A 21,566-nucleotide genomic window follows, 5' to 3' on the forward strand; every position below is an offset into this window, starting at 1 on the left:
GCCGTCCACCCGGACGGAGCGCCGCCCACCCCACGCCGCACGGCCGTATACCGGTAGAAAGATAATTAAAGCGGTAGAAGTGCGCTAATCTGCGCTCATCCCTTGGTTCTCCCCGCGGGCCGCGGCACCGCTCCCGGGGACGCGCCCAAGCCCACCCGGCCTCGCAGGTGAGGACATGTTCAATCCGAGCGCACCGGTCGTGACCGTGTTCGCGGTCTATCTGGTCGCCGTGATCGGCGTGGGTGTCTGGGCCTACCCCCGCATCCGCACCTTCGCCGACTTCGCCCTGGGCGGCCGCCGCCTCCCGCCGCTGGTCGCCGCCCTGTCCGCCGGGGCCAGCGACATGTCCGGCTGGCTCTTCCTGGCCCTGCCCGGAGCCGTGTACGCGGCCGGGATCGGCGCCACCTGGATCGCCGTCGGCCTGGCGGTCGGCACCTACCTCAACTGGCTGTTCGTCGCGCCGCGGCTGCGGACCTACACCGAGCGCGCCGGCAACGCCGTGAGTCTGTCGGCCTATCTGGAGGAACGCTTCGAGGACCGCACCCGGCTGCTCCGGATCGTCACGGCCGCCGTCACCATCGTGTTCTTCACCCTCTACGTGGCCGGCGGACTGGTCGCCGGGGGGCTCCTCTTCGAGCAGGTCTTCGATGCCGCCTTCGGGCTCGGGGTCGTCCTGACCGCGCTGGTGATCGTCGTCTACTCGTGTCTGGGCGGCTTCCTCGCGGTGAGCCTGACGCACGTGGTGCAGGGCACGCTGATGTTCCTGGCCCTGGTCGTCCTGCCGGTGACCGGCCTCGTGATGCTCGGCGGGTTCGGGACGCTGAGCGAGGAACTCGGCCGCGAGACGGGCTCCCTCCTGGAGATGGGCTCCCAGGCCGACTACTCCGGCGGCGAGTGGTCCGCGGGCCGGCCGCTCGGTGCCGTCGCGGTCGTCTCCCTGCTCGCCTGGGGCCTCGGCTACTTCGGCCAGCCGCACATCCTCGCCCGCTTCATGGGCATCCGCAGCATCCGCGCCGTCCCGGCGGCCCGGCGCATCGGCACGTTCTGGGTGCTCGTCGTGCTCACCGGCGCGTCGCTCACCGGCCTGGCGGGCATCGCCCTGCTCGACGAGCCGCTCGCCAACCCCGAGACCGTGTTCATCGCCCTGTCGGAGACCCTGCTCACCCCGTGGATCGCGGGCTTCATGCTGATCGCCGTCCTGGCCGCGATCCTGTCGACCGCGGACAGCCAGCTGCTGGTGTCCTCGGTCGCCCTCACCGAGGACGTCTACCACGCGTTCCTCAGCCGCCACGCCTCGGACCGGGTCCTGGTGTGGGCCGGCCGCCTCGCCGTGGTGGTGGTGACGCTGACCGCCACCGTCATCGCGCTGGAGGGCGGCGGCGTGCTGGACATCGTGGCCCACGCCTGGGCGGGCTTCGGCGCCTCCTTCGGCCCCGTCGTCCTCCTCTCGCTCCACTGGCCGCGCATGACCTGGGCCGGGGCCATGGCCGGCATCGTGACGGGCGCGGGTGTCGTCCTCTTCTGGGAGCGGATCAATCCGCTCCTCGGGCCGCTGGAGTCCGGGATCTACGAGATGGTCCCGGGCGTGCTGGCCGCCACCGCCGCCACCCTGCTCTTCGGCCGCTGGGCCGGCCGCCCCCCGCAGCGCGCCTTCTGGCGGCTGCCGGGAGGCGGGGTGAACCAGCTGATGCTGGAGCCGTCCCTCGGCCAGGCGCCGATCGGCATGGCCATGGTCGACAGCGATCTGCGGTACGTCTGGGTGAACAAGGTGCTGGAACGCATGGCCCCGCTGGAGCAGCGGCTGGGACGGCGGGTGACGGACATCCTCCCGCGCCGGCAGGCGGAAGCGCTGGAGGAGCGCATGCGGTCCGTGCTGGACACCGGCGAGCCGGTGCTGGACTACGAGTTCGGCGGCCCCGGTTTCACGGACCCGCACCAGGACCGGGCGTACTCGGTCTCCATCTTCGGGATGGAGGACCGCCACGGGCAGCGCGTCGGGATCTGGTACATGGTCCTCGACGTCACGGACCGCTGGAAGGCCCGGCAGCGCCTGGCCCTGCTGAACGACGCCAGCGCCCGGATCGGCAGCACCCTGGACGTGATGCTGACCGCGCAGGAACTGGCCGACGACACCGTCCCCTCCCTCGCCGACTTCGCCGCCGTCGAGCTGCTGGACTCGGTGGTGCGGGGCGAGGAGCCCGCCGCCGGCCCGCTCGCCACCACCCCCGCCCTGCGGCGGGCGGGACAGAAGCCGGCGGCCGAGCCGGCGGCCCCCGGCGGGGAGGCCGGACCGGCCGCCGGGCAGCCGGCCCGCACCGTGCCCGGCTCCCCGGCGGCACGCTGCCTGCTCCGGGGCGAGACCCTGCTGGAGACGGGTCCCGGTCTCACCGGGCAGTCCTGGGTGACGGACGATCCGGCCCTGGAGGCCTTCGCCGGCGCGCCCGGGTTCCACGCGGTGATGGCGGTGCCGATGCGGGCCCGCGGAGTCTTCCTGGGCGCGGCCGTCTTCCTCCGCTCCCGGCGCCTGGGCGCCTTCGAGGAGGACGACGTCCGCCTCGCCGAGGAGCTGGTCTCCCGTGCCGCCGTGAGCATCGACAACGCCCGCCGCTACGCCCGCGAGCGCACCGCGGCCCAGACCATGCAGCGCTCCCTGCTGCCGCACGGCCTGACCGGGGGTTCCGCCCTGGAGGTGGCCTCCTGGTACCTCCCGGCCGACGCGCCGAGCGGCGTCGGCGGCGACTGGTTCGACGTGATCCCGCTCTCCGGGGCGCGGGTCGCGCTGACCGTCGGGGACGTGGTCGGCCACGGCATCAACGCCGCCACCACGATGGGGCGGCTCCGCACGGCCGTCCGCACGCTCGCCAACCTGGACTACCCCCCGGACGAACTCCTCGCCCATCTGGACGACCTGGTCATCGACCTCATGGGGCCGGACCCGGACCGCGAGGAGGGGCCGTCGGCCGCGGCGAACGAGAGCGTGGCCGCCACGTTCCTCGGCGCCACCTGCCTCTACGCCGTGTACGACCCGGTCAGCGGGCTGTGCACGCTGGCCCGGGCCGGTCACCTCCCGCCCGTGGTCGTCCGCCCCGACGGCTCCGTCGAGGTGCTGGAGCTGCCCGCCGGGCCGCCGCTGGGCCTGGGGGCCCTGCCGTTCGAGTCCGCCGACTTCACGCTGGAGGAGGGCAGCCTTCTCGCCCTCTACACCGACGGCCTCATCCAGGCGTACGACCTGGACCTCGACGTCGGGCTGTCCCGGCTGAGCCGGGTCCTCGCCGCCCCCCGCCCGGGCCTGGAGGAGACGGGCGACCAGGTGATGGAGGCCCTGCTGGCCGGCCCGCCCTCCGACGACGCCGCCCTGCTCCTCGCCCGGACCCGGGTCCTGGACTCCACCCGGGTCGCCTCCCTCGAACTGCCGGGGGATCCGGCCGTCGTCTCCGAGGCCCGCGCCTTCGTCACCCGGCAGCTGTCGGAGTGGGACATGGACGAGCTGCTCTTCACCACGGAACTCATCGTCAGCGAGCTGGTCACCAACGCCATCCGTCACGGGGCCGGGCCGATCACGCTGCGCCTGATCCGGGAGCGGGCACTGATCTGCGAGGTGTCCGACACCAGCAGCACCTCGCCCCGGCTGCGCCACGCGCGGACCACGGACGAGGGCGGCCGGGGCCTGCTGATCGTCGCGCAGCTCGCCCGGCGGTGGGGCACCCGCTACACGGCGGAGGGCAAGATCATCTGGGCGGAACAGGGCGTGCCCTCCGACGACGCCCCGGACGGCGCCACCGTTCCCGGGGTGTGACCCGGCGGTCGCGGCGCCCCTTCTCGGGGTGCGAGTCTCGGGTGTGAGTCGCAGGTGCGAGTCTCAGGGTGCGAGCCGGCCCTCCGGCGTCCAGACGCTCAGCGCCCACAGGACGACCAGGTCGATCCCGATCATGACGATCGCCCAGACCGGGTAGTACGGCAGCCAGAGGAAGTTGGCGACCAGATGGAGCGCGACCAGCACGATGGCGGTATAGCGCGCCCAGGACGCTCCCTGCACGACGCCGTAACCGGTGAACGCGACCAGGGCGCCGAGCACCAGGTGGAGCCAGCCCCAGCCGGTCAGGTCGACTTCGAAGACGTAGTCGCCGACCTCGGCGAAGACGTCGTCGTTGGCGATGGCGGCGATCCCCTGCAGGACGCCGAGGACCCCGGCGATCAGCAGGACGGCGCCCGCGAAGACGGCGGTCCCGCCGGGTCCCGTGGTGCTGCGGGTCGAGGACCGGTGAGCACTCGCCGTGGTGTGTGAAGCCTGGTTCATGACTGCCTCCAGGACATGAGCCGCGTTGCGCGGCGGCGCGGCGCCCGGGCCGGCGGGCCGCCGGCGGGATGGGCCGCGCCTCCTTCAGGCTAGGCAGAGGCGTCTCCGCCCCGCATCCGGAGGCGGGGCCCGCCGGAGGCGGGCGGCGGTGACGGGGGTGACGGTGCTCACCCGTCACGGCCCGGGAATCCGCTGTGCCGAGGGGGCCGCCCTCCGCAGAATGGGCGGTGTCCACTCCGGGTGGCCGTCCCGTCCCGGCCGTCCCGGCCGTCCCGTCCGCCGTCACAGCAGTCACACCAGTCACAGCAGGGAGCAGCCCGTTGCAGCGTCTCGACCCCGCCGAGGTGAAAGCGGCCGCCGGCCGGACCGCCGGGCACGTCCGGCCGGTGAGCGTGGTCCCCGTCGAGCCGGGCGGCGTCCTCACCGCCCGCGGCGGAACGGGCCCGGAGCAGGAGGGGCCGGAGCCGTACCGGCTGTGGCTGGCGCTGGAGCAGCTGCAGCACACCGGTTCCTACAAGGCGCGCGGCGCCTGGAACTTCGTCGCCGCCCACCGCGACGCCGGGACCCTCCCGGCCGCCGGGGTGACCATCGCCTCCGGTGGCAACGCCGGGCTGGCCTGTGCCTGGGCCGCCCGGCGGTGCGGGGCGCGGGCGACGGTCTTCCTCCCGGCCACCGCCCCGGAGGTCAAGGTCGAACGGCTGCGCGGTTACGGCGCCGAGGTGCGGCTGACCGGCTCTTCCTACGCGGAGGCGCTCGCCGCCTGCGAGGAGTTCGCGGCCTCCAGCGGCGCGCTGCGCTCCCACGCCTACGACCATCCGCTGATCGCGGCCGGGGCGGGGACGCTGGCGGAGGAGATCCGGCAGCGGGTTCCCGAGGCGGACACCGTCGTGGTCGCCGTCGGCGGCGGCGGGCTCTTCGCCGGAGTGGCCACCGCCGCCGGCCGGCACGGCCTGCGGACCGTCGCCGTCGAACCCGAGCACTGCCGGGCGCTCAACGCCGCCGTGGAGGCGGGCCGGATCGTGGACGTCACCGTGGACTCGGTCGCCGCCGACTCCCTGGGCGCCCCCCGCACCTCCGAGATGGCGCTGTCGGCGGCGCTCGGCGGCGACGCGCGGTCGGTGCTGGTGCCGGACGCGGAGATCGTCCGGGCCCGCCGGGCGCTGTGGGAGGACCGGCGGCTGGTGGTGGAGACCGGCGCCGCGAGCGCCCTCGCGGCCCTGACGGCCGGCGAGCCGTACGGGTACCGGCCCTCCCCCGGGGAGAACGTCGTCGTGGTGCTGTGCGGGGCCAACACCGATCCGGGCGACCTGGTGGACCGGGACTGACGCCCCCGGAACCGGCCGCGGCGGGGATCAGCCGTCCCGTCCCGTGCGCGGCGCCGCCGATCCGGGGCATACGGTGGCCGTCGGGACGGACACGCAGGCGGGAGACAGCACATGGGCCGGGTCACCGAGCGGCGGCGGGTCGTACGGATCCGGGACGGCGCGGTGAGCACGCGTCCGGACACGCTCGTCGCGGAGGAGCCCCTGGAGATCCGGCTGGGCGGCAAGCCGCTCGCGATCACCATGCGCACCCCCGGTGACGACTTCGCGCTCGCCGCCGGGTTCCTGGTGAGCGAGGGCGTTCTGGGGCGGGCGGAGGAGCTGACCGGCATCGCCTACTGCGCCGGGGCCACGGCCGACGGGGGCAACACGTACAACGTGGTGGACGTCCGGCTCGCCCCGGGGGTGCCGGTGCCCTCCATCACCCTGGAGCGCAACGTCTACACGACCTCCTCCTGCGGGCTCTGCGGCAAGGCCAGCCTCGACGCCGTGCGTACCACGGCCCGCTGGGCGATCGCCGACGAGCCGCCGGTCCGCGTCACGCCCGGGGTGCTGGCCGGGCTGCCGGAGCGGCTGCGCGCCGCCCAGCGGGTGTTCGACCGGACGGGCGGGCTGCACGCGGCCGGACTGTTCTCGCCCGAGGGCGAGTTGCTGGACCTGCGGGAGGACGTCGGCCGGCACAACGCGGTCGACAAGCTGGTGGGGCGGGCGCTGCAGGACGGGCGGCTGCCGCTGTCGCGGTGCGTGCTGCTGGTCTCCGGGCGGGCCTCGTTCGAGCTGGCGCAGAAGGCGGTGATGGCCGGAATCCCGGTCCTGGCGGCCGTCTCCGCGCCGTCCTCGCTCGCGGTGGACCTCGCCGATGAGGCCGGGCTGACCCTCGTCGGCTTCCTCCGCGGCGCGTCGATGAACGTCTACGCGGGCGCGGAGCGCGTCACGGTGTGAGAAGCCGGGGCCGGCTCCGGACCGGGCACGGAGCGCCGCCGGGAGCGCCGCGCCCCCGCCGGGGCGGACTCCCCGTGCGGCGGCGCCCCGTGAAGCACCGGTGCCCGTCCGGCGGGGATCGCGTGGAGACGGTGAAAGGCGAACTGACTCCCCGGTCAGGTATCGGCCGAGGTCAGCGCCCCGCTCCGCCATTTCCCCACCTGACCTGCACATTTACCGCACTCTACGGTTGCGGTGCGAACCTCACGCCGATCAGGATCCATCGGGTACCGTCACCGCGCTGTGCGAAGTTCCGAGGAGCGATGCGTTGCGCGACATCTCCACCCCCGCTGTCACGGCGGCGCCCCGGGCCGGCGGCCTGGCCGACGCCGTCTTCGACCGCGCCGCCCGGGAGCCGGACAAGGTCGTCCTGGGCCGCAAGTCGGACGGCGTGTGGCGGGACGTGACCGCGGCGGAGTTCCGGGACGAGGTGATGGCGCTCGCCAAGGGACTGATAGCCCAGGGCGTCCGCTTCGCCGACCGCGTCGCCATCATGTCCCGGACCCGCTACGAGTGGACCCTCTTCGACTTCGCCCTGTGGAGCATCGGCGCCCAGCCCATCCCGATCTACCCGACCTCCTCCGCCGAGCAGGTCCTGTGGATCCTCCACGACGCGGACGTCTCGGCCTGCCTCGTCGAGCACGAGGACCACGCCATGACGGTCGGCTCGGTGATCGACCGGCTGCCGCGGATGGGCCGGCTGTGGCAGCTCAACGCCGACGCGGTCGGGCAGCTCACCGCCGCCGGGGCGCACATCGAGGACGATGTGGTGCACCGCCACCGGCGCGCCGTGACCCCTGACTCGACCGCCACGGTGATCTACACCTCGGGCACCACCGGCCGCCCCAAGGGCTGCGTGCTGACCCACGCCAACTTCCTCTTCGAGACCGACACGATGGCCACCCGCTGGGAGCCGGTCTTCCACTCCCGGCCCGGTGACGAGCCGTCCACCCTGCTCTTCCTGCCGATCTCCCACGTCTTCGGCCGGATGGTGGAGGTCGCGGCGGTCCGCCACGGCGTCAAACTCGGCCACCAGCCGAACCTCGCCGCGAGCGAACTCCTCCCGGATCTGGCCGTGTTCCAGCCCACCTTCGTCCTCGCCGTGCCGCACGTCTTCGAGAAGATCTTCCACGCGGCCCGGCGGAAGGCGGAGGCCGAGGGCAGGGTCAAGCCCTTCGACCGGGCGGTGGAGGTGGCGGTGCGCTACGCCGAGGCGCTGGAGGACCGGGCCTTCGGGGCCGGCTCCGGGCCCGGCCCCGGGCTGCGGATGCAGCACCAGCTCTTCGACAAGCTCGTCTACGGCAAGCTGCGCGCGGCCATGGGCGGCCGCATCCGGCACGCCATGTCGGGCGGTTCGGCGATGGAACGCCGGCTCGGACTGTTCTTCGCGGGCGCCGGCGTCACCGTCTACGAGGGCTACGGACTGACCGAGTCGACCGCCGCCGCCACCGCCAACCCCCCGGAGCGCACCCGCTACGGCACCGTCGGCCTGCCCATCCCCGGCACCTCGGTGCACATCGCGGAGGACGGCGAGATCTGGCTGAGCGGCGGGAACGTCTTCGGCGGCTACCTCAACGAGCCCAAGGCCACCCACGAGACCCTGCGCGACGGCTGGCTGGCCACCGGGGACCTCGGCTCGCTCGACGAGGACGGCTATCTCACCATCACCGGGCGGAAGAAGGAGATCCTGGTGACCTCCAGCGGAAAGAGCGTCTCCCCGGGCCCGCTGGAGGAGCGGGTGCGGCTGCATCCGCTGGTCGCCCAGTGCATCGTCGTCGGCAACGACCGGCCCTATGTCGCCGCGCTGGTCACCCTGGACCCGGAGGCCGTGGACCACTGGCTGCGGATGCGCGGCAAGCCGCGGCTCAAGGCCTCGGAGCTGGTGCGGGACAAGGAGCTGGAGACGGAGATCCGCCGCGCGGTCGTAGCCGCCAACACCATGGTGTCCAAGGCCGAGTCGATCCGCACCTTCCGCATCCTCTCCGCCCAGTTCTCCGAGGAGCAGGGGCTGCTCACCCCCTCGCTGAAGCTCAAGCGCAAGGCCATCGAGTCCGCGTACGCCGGCGAGGTCGAGGCTCTGTACCGCGGCTGAACGGGCGGCCCCGCCGGCACCGCCGGCCACGGAGGCAACCGCCGGGCTCCGGCATCCCCCGGGAACGGTGTCACGCGGAATACGCTTACCGGAACGCGGAATACGCGGGCCGTCATTGATCGTCCGATCAGGGGCAGGAGCCGCGGGAGTGCCGCGGTTCCCGAGTGACCGCGCACGACGACTTCCGAGTGACCGCACGAGACGCAAAGGACCGACCGCCTGTGAGCCACGTCCCCACAGTCACCCTCAACAACGGTGCCCGCATGCCGCAACTCGGCTTCGGCGTCTGGCAGATCCCGGACGACGAGGCCGCCGCGGCCGTGGCGGCCGCGCTGGAAGCGGGCTACCGCAGCATCGACACCGCCGCCGTCTACGGCAACGAGACCGGCACCGGCGCGGGCATCGCCCGCTCCGGCGTCCCCCGCGAGGACGTCTTCGTCACCACGAAGGTCTGGAACAGCGACCACGGTTACGACGCCACGCTGCGCGCCTTCGACACCTCGCTGGAGAAGCTCGGCCTGGACTACGTGGACCTGTACCTCATCCACTGGCCGCTGCCGAAACGCGACCGCTACGTCGAGACCTACCGCGCCCTGGAGAAGATCAAGGAGGACGGCCGCGCCCGGGCGATCGGCGTCTCCAACTTCCTGCCCGGGCATCTGACCCGCCTGCTGGACGAGACGTCCGTCGTGCCCGCCGTCAACCAGATCGAGCTGCACCCCTGGTTCCAGCAGGCCGGCTCCCGCGCCTTCCACGCCGAGCACGGCATCGCCACCGAGGCGTGGTCCCCGCTCGGCCAGGGCAAGGGCCTGCTCGACGATCCCGTCATCGCCCGGCTCGCCGCGCGGCACGACCGCACCCCCGCGCAGATCGTGCTCCGCTGGCATCTGCAGCTCGGCAATGTGGCGATCCCCAAGTCCGCGACCCCGGCCCGGATCAGGGAGAACTTCGACGTCTTCGGGTTCGAGCTGGGCGAGGACGACATGGCGGCGCTCGCCACCCTGGACTCCACCCGGCGTCTGGGCGCCGACCCGGCCACGGCCGACTTCAGCTGATCCCCGGCCCGGCGGCCCCCCGCGCCCCCGCGCCCCGGCCCGCCGGGGCGCGGGGCGGCGGCCGTCCGGCGGAACCCCCGCGTCCGCGGCCGGCGGCGGCCCGCCCCCGTAAAAAAGGCGTTGACCTCACGTTCGCTTGAGCTCCTACGGTGGCGGCCATGGATATGGAAGTCACCGCGTGGACCTCGCTCCACCATGCCGCGAACGCCACCCGCAAGGACGACGGGCGGCCCTTCTCGCGGGAGACGCTCCGCCGCATCGGCGCCTTCGCCCGCCCCCACCGCACCCGGCTGAGCTGGTTCCTGCTGCTGAGCGTCGTCACGGCGGCCCTGGCCGTCGCCACCCCCGTGCTCGCCGGGCGCGTCGTCGACTCCATCGTGAAGAGCGCACCCGCGGCCACCGTCACCTCGCTGGCCGTGCTCATCGCCGTCATCGCGGTGGCCGAGGCCGGGCTCGGGCTGCTGGCCCGCCGGCTCTCCGCCGGCATCGGCGAGGGGCTCATCCTCGATCTGCGCACCGCCGTCTTCGACCATGTGCAGCGGATGCCCGTCGCCTTCTTCACCCGGACCCGCACCGGCGCCCTGGTCAGCCGGCTCAACAACGACGTCATCGGCGCGCAGCGGGCGTTCAGCGACACCCTCTCCGGGGTCGTCGGCAACCTCGTCACGCTGGCGCTCACCCTGGTCGTGATGGTCAGCCTCTCCTGGCGGATCACCCTGCTGGCGCTGCTCCTGCTGCCGGTGTTCGTGCTGCCCGCGCGCCGGATGGGCGCCCGGCTGGCCCGGCTGCGGCGGGAGGCCGCGCGCTACAACTCCGAGATGTCCACCCAGATGACGGAGCGCTTCTCCGCGCCCGGCGCGACCCTCGTGAAGCTCTTCGGGCGGCCCGCGGAGGAGTCGGCCGAGTTCGCCGCCCGCGCCCGGCGGGTGCGCGACATCGGCGTCCGCACCGCGATGACGCAGACGGTCTTCATCACCGCCCTGACCCTGGTCTCCGCCCTCGCCCTGGCCCTCGTCTACGGCCTCGGCGGCTTCTACGCGCTGCGCGGCAGCCTGGAGCCGGGCGCCGTCGTCGCGCTGGCCCTGCTGCTCACCCGGCTCTACGCACCGCTGACCGCCCTGGCCGGGGCCCGGGTCGAGGTGATGAGCGCCATGGTCAGCTTCGAGCGGGTCTTCGAGGTGCTGGACCTGAAGCCGCTGATCGGGGAGAAGCCGGACGCGGTGCGCGTACCGGAGGGCCCGGTGTCCGTGGAGTTCGACCGGGTGTCCTTCGGCTACCCGCCGGCGGACAAGGTGTCCCTGGCCTCCCTGGAGGAGGTCGCCGTGCTCGACACCCGGGGCGGCACCGAGGTGCTGCACGAGGTGTCGTTCCGCGTCGAACCCGGCCGCATGGTCGCGCTCGTCGGCTCCTCGGGCGCCGGCAAGTCCACCATCGCGCAACTGCTGCCGCGGCTGTACGACGTGGACAGCGGGGCGGTCCGGCTCTCCGGCACGGACGTCCGGGAGCTGACGGCCGAGTCGGTGCGGGCGACGGTCGGCCTGGTCACCCAGGACGGCCACCTCTTCCACGAGTCGGTGCGGGCCAACCTGCTGCTGGCTCGCCCGGAGGCCACGGAGGAGGAGCTGTGGGAGGTGCTGCGCCGGGCCCGGCTCGACGGGCTGATCGCCGAACTCCCCGACGGCCTCGACACCATCGTCGGCGAACGCGGCTACCGGCTCTCCGGCGGCGAGCGCCAGCGGCTGACCATCGCCCGGCTGCTGCTGGCCCGGCAGCGGGTGGTCGTCCTGGACGAGGCCACCGCGCATCTGGACTCCACCTCCGAGGCGGCGGTGCAGGAGGCTCTCGGCGAGGCGCTGTCCGGGCGGACGGCCGTGGTGATCGCCCACCGGCTGTCGACGGTACGGGCGGCGGACGAGATCCTCGTCGTCGAGGACGGGCGGATCGCCGAACGCGGCACCCACGGGGAACTGCTGGCCCGGGGCGGCCGCTACGAGGAGCTGTACCGCACCCAGTTCGACGAGCCCGGCGCGGAGCCGGACGCCCTCACCCCGGCGGGGACGGCATGAACGGCGCGGGATCCAACGGCACGGGGTCGAACGGCACGGGGGTGAACGGCGCGGACGGCGGACGGCTGGTGCCCGGCGCCGAGGTCACCGTACGGCTCGTCAAGGCCCCCCGCCCGGACAAGAGCTATCCGGCGGCCGTGGTCGGCGACGACGGGACACGGATCGTGGTGCGGGCGCCGTGGGCGGGGGGCACGGCGCGCGACTTCGGCTTCGTCCGGTTCGAGCCCGGCGACGTGTTCACCGAGCACTTCTGGCGCGACCGCTGGTACGCCGTCAAGGAGGTCCGGGCGGCGGACGGCACCCTCAAGGGCTGGTACTGCGATGTGACGCGGCCCGTGCGGGTGACGGACGAGGACGGCGGCACCCTCGTCGTCGCGGACCTCGACCTCGACCTGTGGCGGTCGGCCGACGGCCGGCTCGTCCTCCGCCTCGACGAGGACGAGTTCGCCGCGAGCGGCCTCGCCGGACGCGACCCGGACGCGGCGGCCCGCGCCGAGGCGGCCCTGGACGAACTCGAACGGCTCGCCCGGCACGACGGGTTCACCGCGCTGACCGGTTAGGACCGACAGGACCCGACCGCGCTCCGCGCTCCCGCCCGGCCGGCGGCGGGAGCGCGGAGGGGAGCATGCCGAACACGGCGATCTTCCGTACCGCGACCAGGGCGGCCACCAGCAGGATGCCGTCCCAGGTGGGGTCGTGCGACAGCCGCAGCAGGCCGGCGCCCGTGAGGAAGTCCAGCAGCACCCGCAGGGCGAGACGCGGCCGGCGGGTGCCCGCGAGGGTGGCGAGAGCGGAGAGCAGACCGGCCGCGGTGACGAGCAGCGCGGCCGTCTCCAGCAGGGAGTTCACCGCCCCGGTTCCCCGGCGGCACGCGGATGACCGGTCTTCTCCGTGCCCACGGGCGGGTCGTCCCCGCGTTCGAGTTCGGCGCGCTCATGGGCGATCTCCCGGGCGAGGAAGAAGTTGAGCGCGGTCCGGATGGCGGCGATCGCCGCGAGCTGCCCGATCTCGGTGAAGCTGGGCGCCACCGCCGTGCGCAGCACGTCACCGGCGAGCTGGAACTCCAGCCCCAGCGCGAGGAACCGGCCCAGGGTCAGGCGGATCCTGTTGAACCCCCGGGCCCGCCCGCCGGCCCGGACCAGAGCCGTCAGGAAACGGGCGAAGGCCCATACGGCGCCGATGAAGATGATCAGGGCGCCGGCCGCCTCCACGAGACGGACCAGCAGCCCGACGGCATCGCGCAGCCATGACTCCGGCAGAAGCTCAACAGAAAGGATCACGCCCACGCGGTTACCCGCCGGCCGGACGTCCTACCGCCGCGGCTGCCCCGCCGGCGCCTCTTCGACCCGAACAGCGGGTGCCGCCCGGCCACGCCCTCCCCCGGCGGGCGCCGCCCGCGCCCGGGCCGCGCGGCCGCTCCGCGGCCCGATCGAGGACCGGGGAGTGCGGTTCCGTTCCCCGTCCGCCTTCTGTTCGGCACCGGACCGAGTGCTTCCCCGTCCGTCTGCGTACTGTCCTGCGTGCTGTGTTCGTGCCGGGTCATGAGACCCCTGCCCCCGTCCGGGATGTCCGGTGGCCGCCCGGGGCTCCTCGGCGGCTCCCCGGACGGGCCGGGCGGCGCCGGGGGCCGGCCCGGGCGGCGCGCGATCCCGCCGTTCCGGCAGGCCTCCCGCCCCCGGACCCATCCGTACGGCGCACGGCTCCGAATACGGGGTGGGCCGGTCCTCGGGGCCGGCCGTCCCCCGTGCACGACGGCACGACGGCCGGTTCTTCCGCCGGCCGCCCCCTGCTTCCTGGAGGACGACATGAGGTCAGCCCGCACCGGCCGGCCCGGGCACGGCGCTCCGCCGCCACCCGGGTCCCGGCGTCGGAGAGCCGGAGGTGCCGCGGCGTGAGAGAAGCCGTCTTCTTGGGCGAGGTATCGGCTCCCGGCCCCGATCTGGGGGCTCTGCTGGGCAGGGTCGCGCGCGGCGACCAGGAGGCGTTCGGAGCGGTGTACGACATGGTGGCCGGACCGGTGCACGGTCTGGTGCGCCGTGTGCTGCGCGACCCCGCGCAGTCCGAGGAGGTCACCCAGGAGGTGCTGGTGGAGATATGGCGCGGCGCGGCCCGCTTCCGGCCGGACCGGGGCAGTGCCATGGCCTGGGTGATGACCCTCGCGCACCGGCGCGCGGTGGACCGGGTGCGGTCGGTGCAGGCCGGCTCCGACCGGGAGCACCGGGCGGCGCTGCTGGACCGGACCCCGGCGTTCGACGAGGTGACCGAGCAGGTGGAGGCCCGGCTGGAGCGCGAGCAGGTGCGGCGCTGCCTGCGCGGCCTGACCGAGCTGCAGCGGCACGCGGTGACGCTCGCCTACTACCGCGGCCTCACCTACCGTGAGGTCGCCGAACTGCTGGGGGCCCCGCTGGGCACCGTGAAGACACGGTTGCGCGACGGGCTCATCCGGCTGCGCGACTGCCTGGGGGTGACGGCGTGAGCAGGCGCAGAGGGCGCGGGAACCACGGCAGGCCCGGACACGGCGGGCCGGGCGGCGGCACCGGCTGGTTCGACGGCCCCGACGGAGGCGGCCCCGGCGGGCTGCCCGGCGGACCGGCCGGACCGGGCGGGTTCGGCGGTCCTGCCGGCCCCGGTGGGTTCGACGGCCCATCCGGTCCCGGAGGATTCGGCGGGTCCGGCGGTCCCGGCCGGGACGACGGCCCCGGGGCCGGGGACGGCTCCGATGTGCACACCCTCACCGGCGCCTACGCCCTGCACGCGCTGCCGGCGGACGAACGGGCCCGGTTCGAGCGGCACTTGGCGGTCTGCGGGGCCTGCGAGCAGGAGGTCCTGGAGCTGTCCGCGACCGCCGGCCGGCTCGGCTCGGCCGAGTCGGTGGAGCCGCCGCCGGAGATGCGGGACCGGGTGCTGGCCCGGATCGCCTCCGTCCGGCAGGACCCTCCGGGGGTGCCCCGGCCCCGGCCGGAGGGCCCCCGGCCGCACGCCGCCCGGCCCGGCGGCGGCGGAGCGGAGAGGAACGGCCCCGGTGGCGGCCGTGCCGGTGCGGGCGGCGCCGGACGGCGCGGGACGCGCGGAAGGTCGTACTTCGTCCTGGCGGCGTGTCTGGCCGTCCTGGCCGGCGGGCTCGGCGGAGTGGCGGTGTGGCAGCGGCAGGAGGCACGGGACGCCCGGGCCGAGGCGCGGGCGGCGGAGCGGCGTTCCGGGGAGCTGGCCCGGGTGCTGACCGCGCCGGACGCCCGGACCGGTTCGGTCCCGCTGGGTGACGGCGCCAGCGGGACGGTCGTCGTCTCGCGTTCCGAGGACCGGGCGGCGTTCCTCGCCTCGGGACTGCCGGAGCCGGCGGGCGGCAAGGTGTACCAGCTGTGGTTCGACGACGGCGGGACGATGCGCTCCGCCGGTCTGCTCCCCCTCACGACCGGGCCGGACACGCGTGCCGCGGCGGGGGCGGTGCTGATGGAGGGCCGGGTCGGCGCGGCGGGCGGGGTCGGCATCACGGTCGAACCGGCGGGCGGTTCGCCACAGCCGACCACCGAGCCGCTGGGGCTGATGGAACTCCCGGCGTGAATCCGGGACCGCCGCCGGGAAGGGCCGGGCACCCCCGCGACCGGGCGCCCGGCCCGGAGGACTGCCCGGCCGCGCCCCGCACGGCCCTCCCGGCTGACCGGCTTCGCGGGGTGTGAGGCCGGGACCCGGTCGGGGGGTACGGCTCGGAGCGGGCCCGGGGCCGCCCGGCCGGGCCGGGGGCCGCCGGCGTCCCGGCTCGTCAGGCGACGCGGTGTTCCACCGCGATCTGCTCGATGCGGTGGGCCAGTTCGGTGTCCAGTTCGGTCACCTTGCCGCCCACGCTGTGGGTGTTCACCGACACCTTCAGCTTGTCGTAGGACAGCGTCAGATCGGCGTGGTGGTTCAGGCTCTCCTGCACCCGGGCGATCTCGGTGACGATCGCCGCCGCGGCCAGGTGCCCGGCGAAGGTGTACGTGCGCTCGATGCGGTCGCCGGTGGACGTCCAGCCCGGCAGCTCCGTGAGAGCGTCCTGGATCTCCTGGGGCGAGAGCGGTCGGGGTGCCATGGTTCTTCCCTCCGTCGGTCGTGCCTCGGCCTGCCACCGTGGCACGCCGGGTCCGCCGTGCGCCACGGCCCCGGGGCGGTGTCACTCTCCTCGGCTACCGTCGGGCGGCATGACGACGCATGCGGGGGACACGGGGACGGCCGCGCGGGGCGGAGCGGGGGCGCTGCTGCGGGGCTGGCGGGAGCTGCGCCGGATCAGCCAGCTGGAGCTGGCGCTGCGCGCGGGCTCCTCGGCACGGCACATCAGCTTCGTCGAGACGGGCCGGTCCCGGCCGAGCCGGGAGCTGCTGCTGCGGCTCGCGGGGCAGCTCGACGTCCCGGTGCGGGAGCGCAACGCCCTGCTGGTGGCGGCCGGTTACGCCCCGCACTTCCCCGAACGGCCGCTGGACGACCCGGCTCTGGAGCCCCTCCGCGCGGAGCTGGAGCGGCTCCTCGCGGGCTACGACCCGTATCCGGCGTTCGTGGTCGACGGCATGTACACGGTGGTCGCCGCCAATCGCGGATTGGCCGCGCTGCTGGCGGGCGTCGCCGCCCCGCTGCTGGAACCCCCGGTGAACGCGCTGCGGATCGCGCTCCACCCGGGGGGCCTGGCCCCGCGCATCCGGAATTTCGCCGAATGGCGCGGCCATCTGCTGGGCCGGCTGGAGCGGCAGCTGCCCCTGGTCCGTTCCGCGCCGCTGCGGGCGCTCTACGAGGAGCTGCGCGGCTACCCGGCACCGCCCGCGCCCCCGCCCGCCTCGGGCCCGGCGGACGCGTCCGCCTCCCCCGGCTTCCGCACCACAGGCTCCCCCGGCGCCGGTGAGCGGGAGCCGGTCGCGCTGCCGATGCGGCTGGAGCACGGCGGGCGGGTGCTCTCCTTCGTCTCGGCCATCGCCACCTTCAACACCCCCATGGATGTGACGGTGTCGGAGCTGGCCATCGAGACGCTGCTGCCCGCCGACCGCGAGACGGGCGAGTATCTGCGCGGGACGGCGCCCTGAGTCCCCCGCGGGACGGCACCCGCGCCGCCACCCCTCCGCCGTGCGGCGGACGGAAGTGAGACCCGTCTCCCCGGCCGCTCGGTCCCGGGCCGCGCGGTACGACCCCTTACGCCCCCTACGCCACCCCGGGGGCCCGCCCCCGTGCCGGCCCTCGGGCTGCCCGGATGGAAGTGGGGCCTCCGGATGCCGCACACTCGGCGGTATGACGACAAGCACCGAGGCCCCGGGCACAGCCCGGGCGGCCTCGGAAACGGTCCACCCTCCTCGTACCGCGGAATCCGGCAGTGATTTCGCCCGGCTGGCGAAACGGATCTCCCGCGCCGGCCTGCTGGAGCGCCGCCCCCGCTACTACGCGGTCCGGTTCTCCGTGGTCTCCGTCCTCTTCGCGGCCGGCTGGACGGCCTTCGCGCTGCTCGGTGACTCCTGGTGGCAGCCGGCCGTGGCCGCCTTCCTCGGGCTGGTCTTCGGGCAGATCGCGCTGCTGACCCACGACCTCGCCCACCGCCAGGTCTTCCGGCGCCGCCGGCCCAGCGAGACCGGCGGCCGGCTGTTCGGCAATCTCGGCATCGGGATGAGCTACGGCTGGTGGATGAACAAGCACACCCGGCACCACGCCAACCCCAACCACGAGGAGCTGGACCCGGACGTCACCCCCGACATCCTGGTCTGGTCCGGCGAGCAGGCGCGGAAGAGCCGGGGCCTGCCCCGGTTCATCGGCCGCCGGCAGGCGTATCTGTTCTTCCCGCTGCTCACCCTGGAGGGCTTCAACCTCCATGTGTCGAGCGTCCGGGCGCTCTTCGCCGGGGGGATGAAGCGGCGGATCCTGGAGGCCGTCCTGCTCTCCGCGCACACCGCGGTCTATCTGGGCGCGCTGTTCCTCGTCCTCTCCCCCGGCAAGGCGCTGCTGTTCCTCTTCGTCCACCAGGCCGTCTTCGGCGTCTACCTGGGGTCGACGTTCGCGCCCAACCACAAGGGGATGCCGACCTTCACCGGCGGGGACCGGCCCGACTTCCTGCGGCGCCAGGTGCTCACCTCCCGCAATGTGCGCGGCGGGCACCTGATGGACATCGCCCTGGGCGGGCTGAACTACCAGATCGAGCACCATCTCTTCCCCAGCATGGCCACCCCGCATCTGCGCCGGGCCCGGGCCATCGTCCGCGAGTACTGCGCGGAGCTGAACATCCCGTACCACGAGACCGGGCTGATCGCCTCGTACCGTGAGGCGCTGCGCCATCTGCACGCCGTCGGCGCGCCGCTCCGGCGGGGCGGACGGGACGCGGTTCCCGCCGCCTGAGCGGTACGGGCGGGCACCCCGCGGTCCCGGCGCCCCTCGACGGCCCGGCAGCCCAAGCCGCCCCCGGCAAAGCCCCGGCGGTCAGCCGACGCGTTCGCCGGGGCCGCCCGCCGGAGGCGACAGCGGGGCCCCGGGCGCCTCCGTCTCGGCCAGCCAGCGGCGGAACACCCGGTGCACCGCCTCCGCCCCGGTGAGGATCTCGCCCTCCGGCACCGGAGGCGACAGCTCGGCGGGGCGGAGCAGGAAGGCGTGGCCCTGGGACCCGCCGAGTCCGCCGTGCGAGCCGATCTGCGCCTCGAAGGCGTGCACCCGGCCGGTCGTCGGGTCGTACGCGGAGTTGACCATGATGTCCGCGGCGTGCGGGAAGGCCGCGGTGCGCCGGACCGCGTCCTCGGCCTCCGGGCCGAAGGGCGCCAGCGGGTCCGGGCCGATGACGACACGCTGGTCGAGCCGGTGCTCGCCGCCGTGCGGGCCCAGCACCACCGGCCCGTACTCCTCGCTGCGCACCAGGACGAACCCGATGCCGGGGTGCTCGGCCAGTGTGCCCAGCAGTGCGGGGTGGCGGCGCTCGATCTCCTCCCGGCTGACTCGGCCGGGCAGTTCGGGGAAGCTGATCAGCCCGAGGTTGCCGGAGCCCAGCACGACCGGCCCGGCGCCGCGGCCGCGCCGGGTCTCCTTCTCCTCCTCGTCGACGCGGTGCAGCGCCGCCCGGGCCACCGCCCGCGCCTCGGCGCCGGTCACCTCGCGGTCGGCGCGCCGACCGGCCAGCGGCCGGGAGCCGGACCGGCCGCCGCGGCAGCCGATGCGGACCAGTTCCTCCAGGGTGATCCCGTAGGCCTCGGCGAACGTCCGGCCGGGGCTCTGCCCGTGATCGGACAGCAGCACGATGCGGTAGGCGCGGGGCGCGTGGGCGGCGGCCTTCGCGATCAGCCGGACGCTGCGGTCGAGCCGGGCCAGCACCTGCTGGGCGTCCCGGCTGTGCGGGCCGGAGTGGTGGGCCACCTCGTCGTAGGCGACGAGGTCGGCGTAGACCACCGTGCGCCCGGCGAACAGGTCGCCGATGACGGCCGCGACGACCACGTCCCGGGAGACGACGGTCGCGAAGGCGCGGATGAACGGGTAGAGCCCGCCCCGCTTGACGCGCGGCTCGTCCCCGCGCATCCGGGCCCGCACGGCCTGCACGATCTCGCGGAACACCTCGGCGGTGAAGGACAGGGCGGTGCGGGTGGCGTTGGCCGGATCGGAGAAGTACGCGAAGTAGCCCGCCCGGGAGCGGATGCCCCGGCCGCGCCGGGCGGCCACGGAGAGCACCAGGGCGAGCTGCTGCGCGCCGCCGCTGAAGAGGTTGCCGCGGCTGGCGCCGTCCTCCGCCAGCAGCCCCCGGTCGCCGGTGCGCTCGACGGCGCGGCGCTGGAGTTCGGCGACGCTGCTCGGCGAGGAGCACACCAGGACGCGGCCGGTCTCCTTCTCGTACCAGCGGAAAGCGGGGACGTCGTGGTTGGTGCCGTGCAGAATGCCGAGCTGGCTGGCGCCGGTCTGGCTGGACCAGTCGGTGCGCCACATCGACAGGCGGTGGCCGCCGGACTCGATCCAGGAGGCGACGGTCTCCATCACGGGCGGCAGCACCCGGCCGGTACCGGGCAGGGTGCGGGGGCTGACGGCCTCGCTGAGGACGTCGAAGCCCACCCCGTCGAGCTGGAGGAAGAGGATGCCGGGCCGGGCGGGCAGACCGTCCTCGCCGGTGCGCCGGGGGCCGGGCCGGTGCCGGTGCGCGAGCCGGCGGAGCCGCCGCCGGTAGGCGCCGTCGTCACGGACGGCGAGAGCGGTGCTGGTCGCGGAGGCGACGGCCGACATGATGGCGGCCACCGCCACGGCCGTCTCCGGCCCGGCCTCGCTCCCGCCGTCGGGGACCAGCCGCAGGGCGAGCAGCAGCATCGAGCCGTTGAGGAAGAACACCAGGACGCCGAGGAAGAACGCCGGCACCAGCAACAGCGCGCGGACCAGCAGCGGCCAGACCAGCGCGCTCAGCAGACCGAAGGCGCCGGCGCCGATGGCGGCCGTGCGCGCGATGGTCGTCGGGCTGTCGCCGCTCGGGGACTGGATGCGGAAGTCCGGCAGCAGACCGGCGAGGATCAGCATCGTCAGCGTGCTGACCGCCCACACCGCGAGCACCCGGAACACCGCGCCGCCGACGGCCCGCCATCTGCCTCGTACCACGCACGTTCCCATCTCGCCGGTCCGCCCGCACCGTCCGCGGTACGGGCCGGCTCCAGACTGTCACAACGGGGCGCGGACCACGGCGGACCGCGTGGTCGTGAACCGTCCGGCCGGAGTGCGCCCGGCGCCCGGCCCGGGAGCGGGGACGACGGGGGCAGCCGGGTCCGGGAGCCGGGGCGTTCCCATACGGGTGCGGGGGCGTGAGGGGTGGAGGGGCGGAGTTCAGGACCGTCCGGTGCGGGACCGCAGTTCCGCGACGATCTCGGCGGTGAGCGGGGCCGGGAGGCCGTGGCGTTCGGCCGCGCGGAGCACCGAGCCGCCGATCGCGTCGAGTTCCAGGGGGCGGCCCGCCTCGGCGTCGCGCTGCATCGAGGACTTCATGGAGCCGGGGGCGCCCTCCAGGAAGCCGAGCACCTCGCCCGGTTCCACGGCGGCGCCCGCGGCGCGCGCGACGGCGCCGATCTCGTCGAGCAGGGCGAGCAGTTCGGGCCGCCGCTGCTCGCGGACCGCGCCGACCGTGGCCCCGTAGCGGGTGGTGAGCAGGGCCATCGGGGCGAGGAAGACCAGTTTGTCCCAGAGCAGGGCGGTCTCGTCGTCCCGTACGGTCGCGCCGAGCCCGGCCTCGCGCAGCAGTGCGGCGGTGTGGTCGAGGCGCTCGCGGGGCACGGTGCGGCCGGCGAGTTCGATGCCGGCGAAGGGGCTGGTGTGCTCGATGCGGCCGGGGGCGACGCGGGTCGACTCGACGCGGATCGTCGCGGCGGCCACCTGCTCCGCCGGATAGCGCTCGCGCAGCGGCCCGAGGTGGTCGGCCCCGTTGAGGAGCGGCAGCACCAGTCCGCCGCCGAGAGCCGCCGCCGGCACCCGCTCCAGGGCGTCGGCGAGCGCGGTCTCCTTGACGGTGACGAACAGCAGGCCGGCCGGCTCGCGCAGTTCGGTGTCCGCCTCGACCGGGACCCGGAACGTGCCGAAGCGCCCGCTGGTCACGTGCAGGCCGTCCGTCCGCAGCGTTCCGGCGGTCTCCGCTCCGGCGAGGCACACCACGCGGTGCCCCGCGCGGGCGAGCAGCGCGCCGACCAGTCCTCCGACGCCGCCCGGGCCCAGTACCGCCACTGTCGTCGGGGTCGGGGTTGGGGTTGGGGTTGGGGTTGGGGTCACGGTCACTCTCCTTGCCGCCGGTCTCGCCGCGTCCTGCCGTCC

The 21,566-nt window shown here is 74.7% G+C and carries 17 protein-coding genes; 11 read left to right on the forward strand and 6 right to left on the reverse strand.

From position 1 onward, the window contains the following. Positions 1–175: 175 nt before the first annotated feature. Entirely contained in the window at positions 176–3,796 is a 3,621-nt protein-coding gene (gene putP / locus LIX60_RS05510; protein ID WP_227957452.1) for a sodium/proline symporter PutP, read from the forward strand. 63 nt (positions 3,797–3,859) lie between these two features. Here putP and LIX60_RS05515 read toward each other — a convergent pair whose 3' ends face one another. Then, positions 3,860–4,297 (reverse strand): hypothetical protein, encoded by a 438-nt coding sequence (locus LIX60_RS05515; RefSeq protein ID WP_227957453.1) that lies wholly within the window; start codon positions 4,295–4,297, stop codon positions 3,860–3,862. Positions 4,298–4,617: 320 nt separating this feature from the next. On the opposite strand from LIX60_RS05515, the gene LIX60_RS05520 reads away from it, so the two are divergent. The 6 genes from LIX60_RS05520 (at position 4,618) to LIX60_RS05545 (ending at position 12,373) form a co-directional block, all read left to right on the forward strand. Then, entirely contained in the window at positions 4,618–5,622 is a 1,005-nt protein-coding gene (locus LIX60_RS05520) for a serine/threonine dehydratase (RefSeq protein WP_227957454.1), read from the forward strand. Between the two features lie 111 nt (positions 5,623–5,733). Beyond that, positions 5,734–6,561, forward strand: a complete 828-nt coding sequence (fdhD, locus tag LIX60_RS05525) for a formate dehydrogenase accessory sulfurtransferase FdhD (RefSeq protein WP_227957455.1) — start codon at positions 5,734–5,736, stop codon at positions 6,559–6,561. Between the two features lie 307 nt (positions 6,562–6,868). Further along, on the forward strand, positions 6,869–8,692 hold the full coding sequence (locus tag LIX60_RS05530; protein WP_227957456.1) for a long-chain fatty acid--CoA ligase: 1,824 nt from the start codon (positions 6,869–6,871) through the stop codon (positions 8,690–8,692). A 221-nt stretch (positions 8,693–8,913) separates the two neighbouring features. Further along, positions 8,914–9,747 (forward strand): aldo/keto reductase, encoded by an 834-nt coding sequence (locus LIX60_RS05535; RefSeq protein WP_308101095.1) that lies wholly within the window; start codon positions 8,914–8,916, stop codon positions 9,745–9,747. A gap of 158 nt (positions 9,748–9,905) precedes the next feature. Beyond that, the gene (locus LIX60_RS05540; RefSeq protein ID WP_227957457.1) at positions 9,906–11,813 is read left to right on the forward strand and encodes an ABC transporter ATP-binding protein; all 1,908 of its coding nucleotides are present in this window, start codon (positions 9,906–9,908) and stop codon (positions 11,811–11,813) included. Continuing rightward, complete coding sequence (locus tag LIX60_RS05545) at positions 11,810–12,373, forward strand: DUF402 domain-containing protein (protein WP_227957458.1); 564 nt, start codon at positions 11,810–11,812, stop codon at positions 12,371–12,373. The genes LIX60_RS05540 and LIX60_RS05545 overlap by 4 nt, the downstream gene beginning before the upstream one ends. On the opposite strand, the gene LIX60_RS05550 is transcribed toward LIX60_RS05545, so the two are convergent. Together LIX60_RS05550 and LIX60_RS05555 are read right to left on the reverse strand one after the other, a co-directional pair. Next, positions 12,354–12,662 carry a hypothetical protein gene (locus LIX60_RS05550; protein WP_227957459.1) on the reverse strand — a complete coding sequence of 103 codons (309 nt, stop codon included), beginning with the start codon at positions 12,660–12,662 and terminating at the stop codon, positions 12,354–12,356. The two genes, LIX60_RS05545 and LIX60_RS05550, sit on opposite strands and share 20 nt — an antisense overlap. After that, positions 12,659–13,093 carry a DUF1622 domain-containing protein gene (locus tag LIX60_RS05555; RefSeq protein ID WP_227957460.1) on the reverse strand — a complete coding sequence of 145 codons (435 nt, stop codon included), beginning with the start codon at positions 13,091–13,093 and terminating at the stop codon, positions 12,659–12,661. The genes LIX60_RS05550 and LIX60_RS05555 overlap by 4 nt, the downstream gene beginning before the upstream one ends. Positions 13,094–13,704: 611 nt before the next feature. Between LIX60_RS05555 and LIX60_RS05560 the strand changes: the two genes are divergently transcribed. Next, positions 13,705–14,289: a sigma-70 family RNA polymerase sigma factor gene (locus LIX60_RS05560; RefSeq protein WP_227957461.1), complete on the forward strand. Its 585-nt coding sequence runs from the start codon at positions 13,705–13,707 to the stop codon at positions 14,287–14,289. A gap of 245 nt (positions 14,290–14,534) precedes the next feature. After that, a complete protein-coding gene (locus LIX60_RS05570; protein ID WP_227957462.1) occupies positions 14,535–15,374 on the forward strand; it encodes an anti-sigma factor domain-containing protein in 840 nt (279 codons plus the stop codon). Between the two features lie 199 nt (positions 15,375–15,573). Here LIX60_RS05570 and LIX60_RS05575 read toward each other — a convergent pair whose 3' ends face one another. Continuing rightward, complete coding sequence (locus tag LIX60_RS05575) at positions 15,574–15,879, reverse strand: 4a-hydroxytetrahydrobiopterin dehydratase (RefSeq protein ID WP_043463935.1); 306 nt, start codon at positions 15,877–15,879, stop codon at positions 15,574–15,576. Between the two features lie 109 nt (positions 15,880–15,988). Here LIX60_RS05575 and LIX60_RS05580 point away from each other — a divergent pair, with 109 nt between their 5' ends. Together LIX60_RS05580 and LIX60_RS05585 are read left to right on the forward strand one after the other, a co-directional pair. Then, positions 15,989–16,858 (forward strand): helix-turn-helix domain-containing protein, encoded by an 870-nt coding sequence (locus LIX60_RS05580; RefSeq protein ID WP_227957463.1) that lies wholly within the window; start codon positions 15,989–15,991, stop codon positions 16,856–16,858. 202 nt (positions 16,859–17,060) lie between these two features. Next, positions 17,061–18,152 (forward strand): acyl-CoA desaturase, encoded by a 1,092-nt coding sequence (locus tag LIX60_RS05585; protein ID WP_227957464.1) that lies wholly within the window; start codon positions 17,061–17,063, stop codon positions 18,150–18,152. A gap of 81 nt (positions 18,153–18,233) precedes the next feature. Here LIX60_RS05585 and LIX60_RS05590 read toward each other — a convergent pair whose 3' ends face one another. Together LIX60_RS05590 and LIX60_RS05595 are read right to left on the reverse strand one after the other, a co-directional pair. Continuing rightward, complete coding sequence (locus LIX60_RS05590) at positions 18,234–20,381, reverse strand: phage holin family protein (protein ID WP_265584802.1); 2,148 nt, start codon at positions 20,379–20,381, stop codon at positions 18,234–18,236. Between the two features lie 210 nt (positions 20,382–20,591). Next, the gene (locus LIX60_RS05595; RefSeq protein ID WP_374117804.1) at positions 20,592–21,530 is read right to left on the reverse strand and encodes a ketopantoate reductase family protein; all 939 of its coding nucleotides are present in this window, start codon (positions 21,528–21,530) and stop codon (positions 20,592–20,594) included. Between the last annotated feature and the right edge of the window lie 36 nt (positions 21,531–21,566).

The sequence above is a fragment of the Streptomyces sp. S07_1.15 genome (assembly GCF_020739505.1).
Lineage (GTDB): Bacteria > Actinomycetota > Actinomycetes > Streptomycetales > Streptomycetaceae > Streptomyces > Streptomyces xinghaiensis.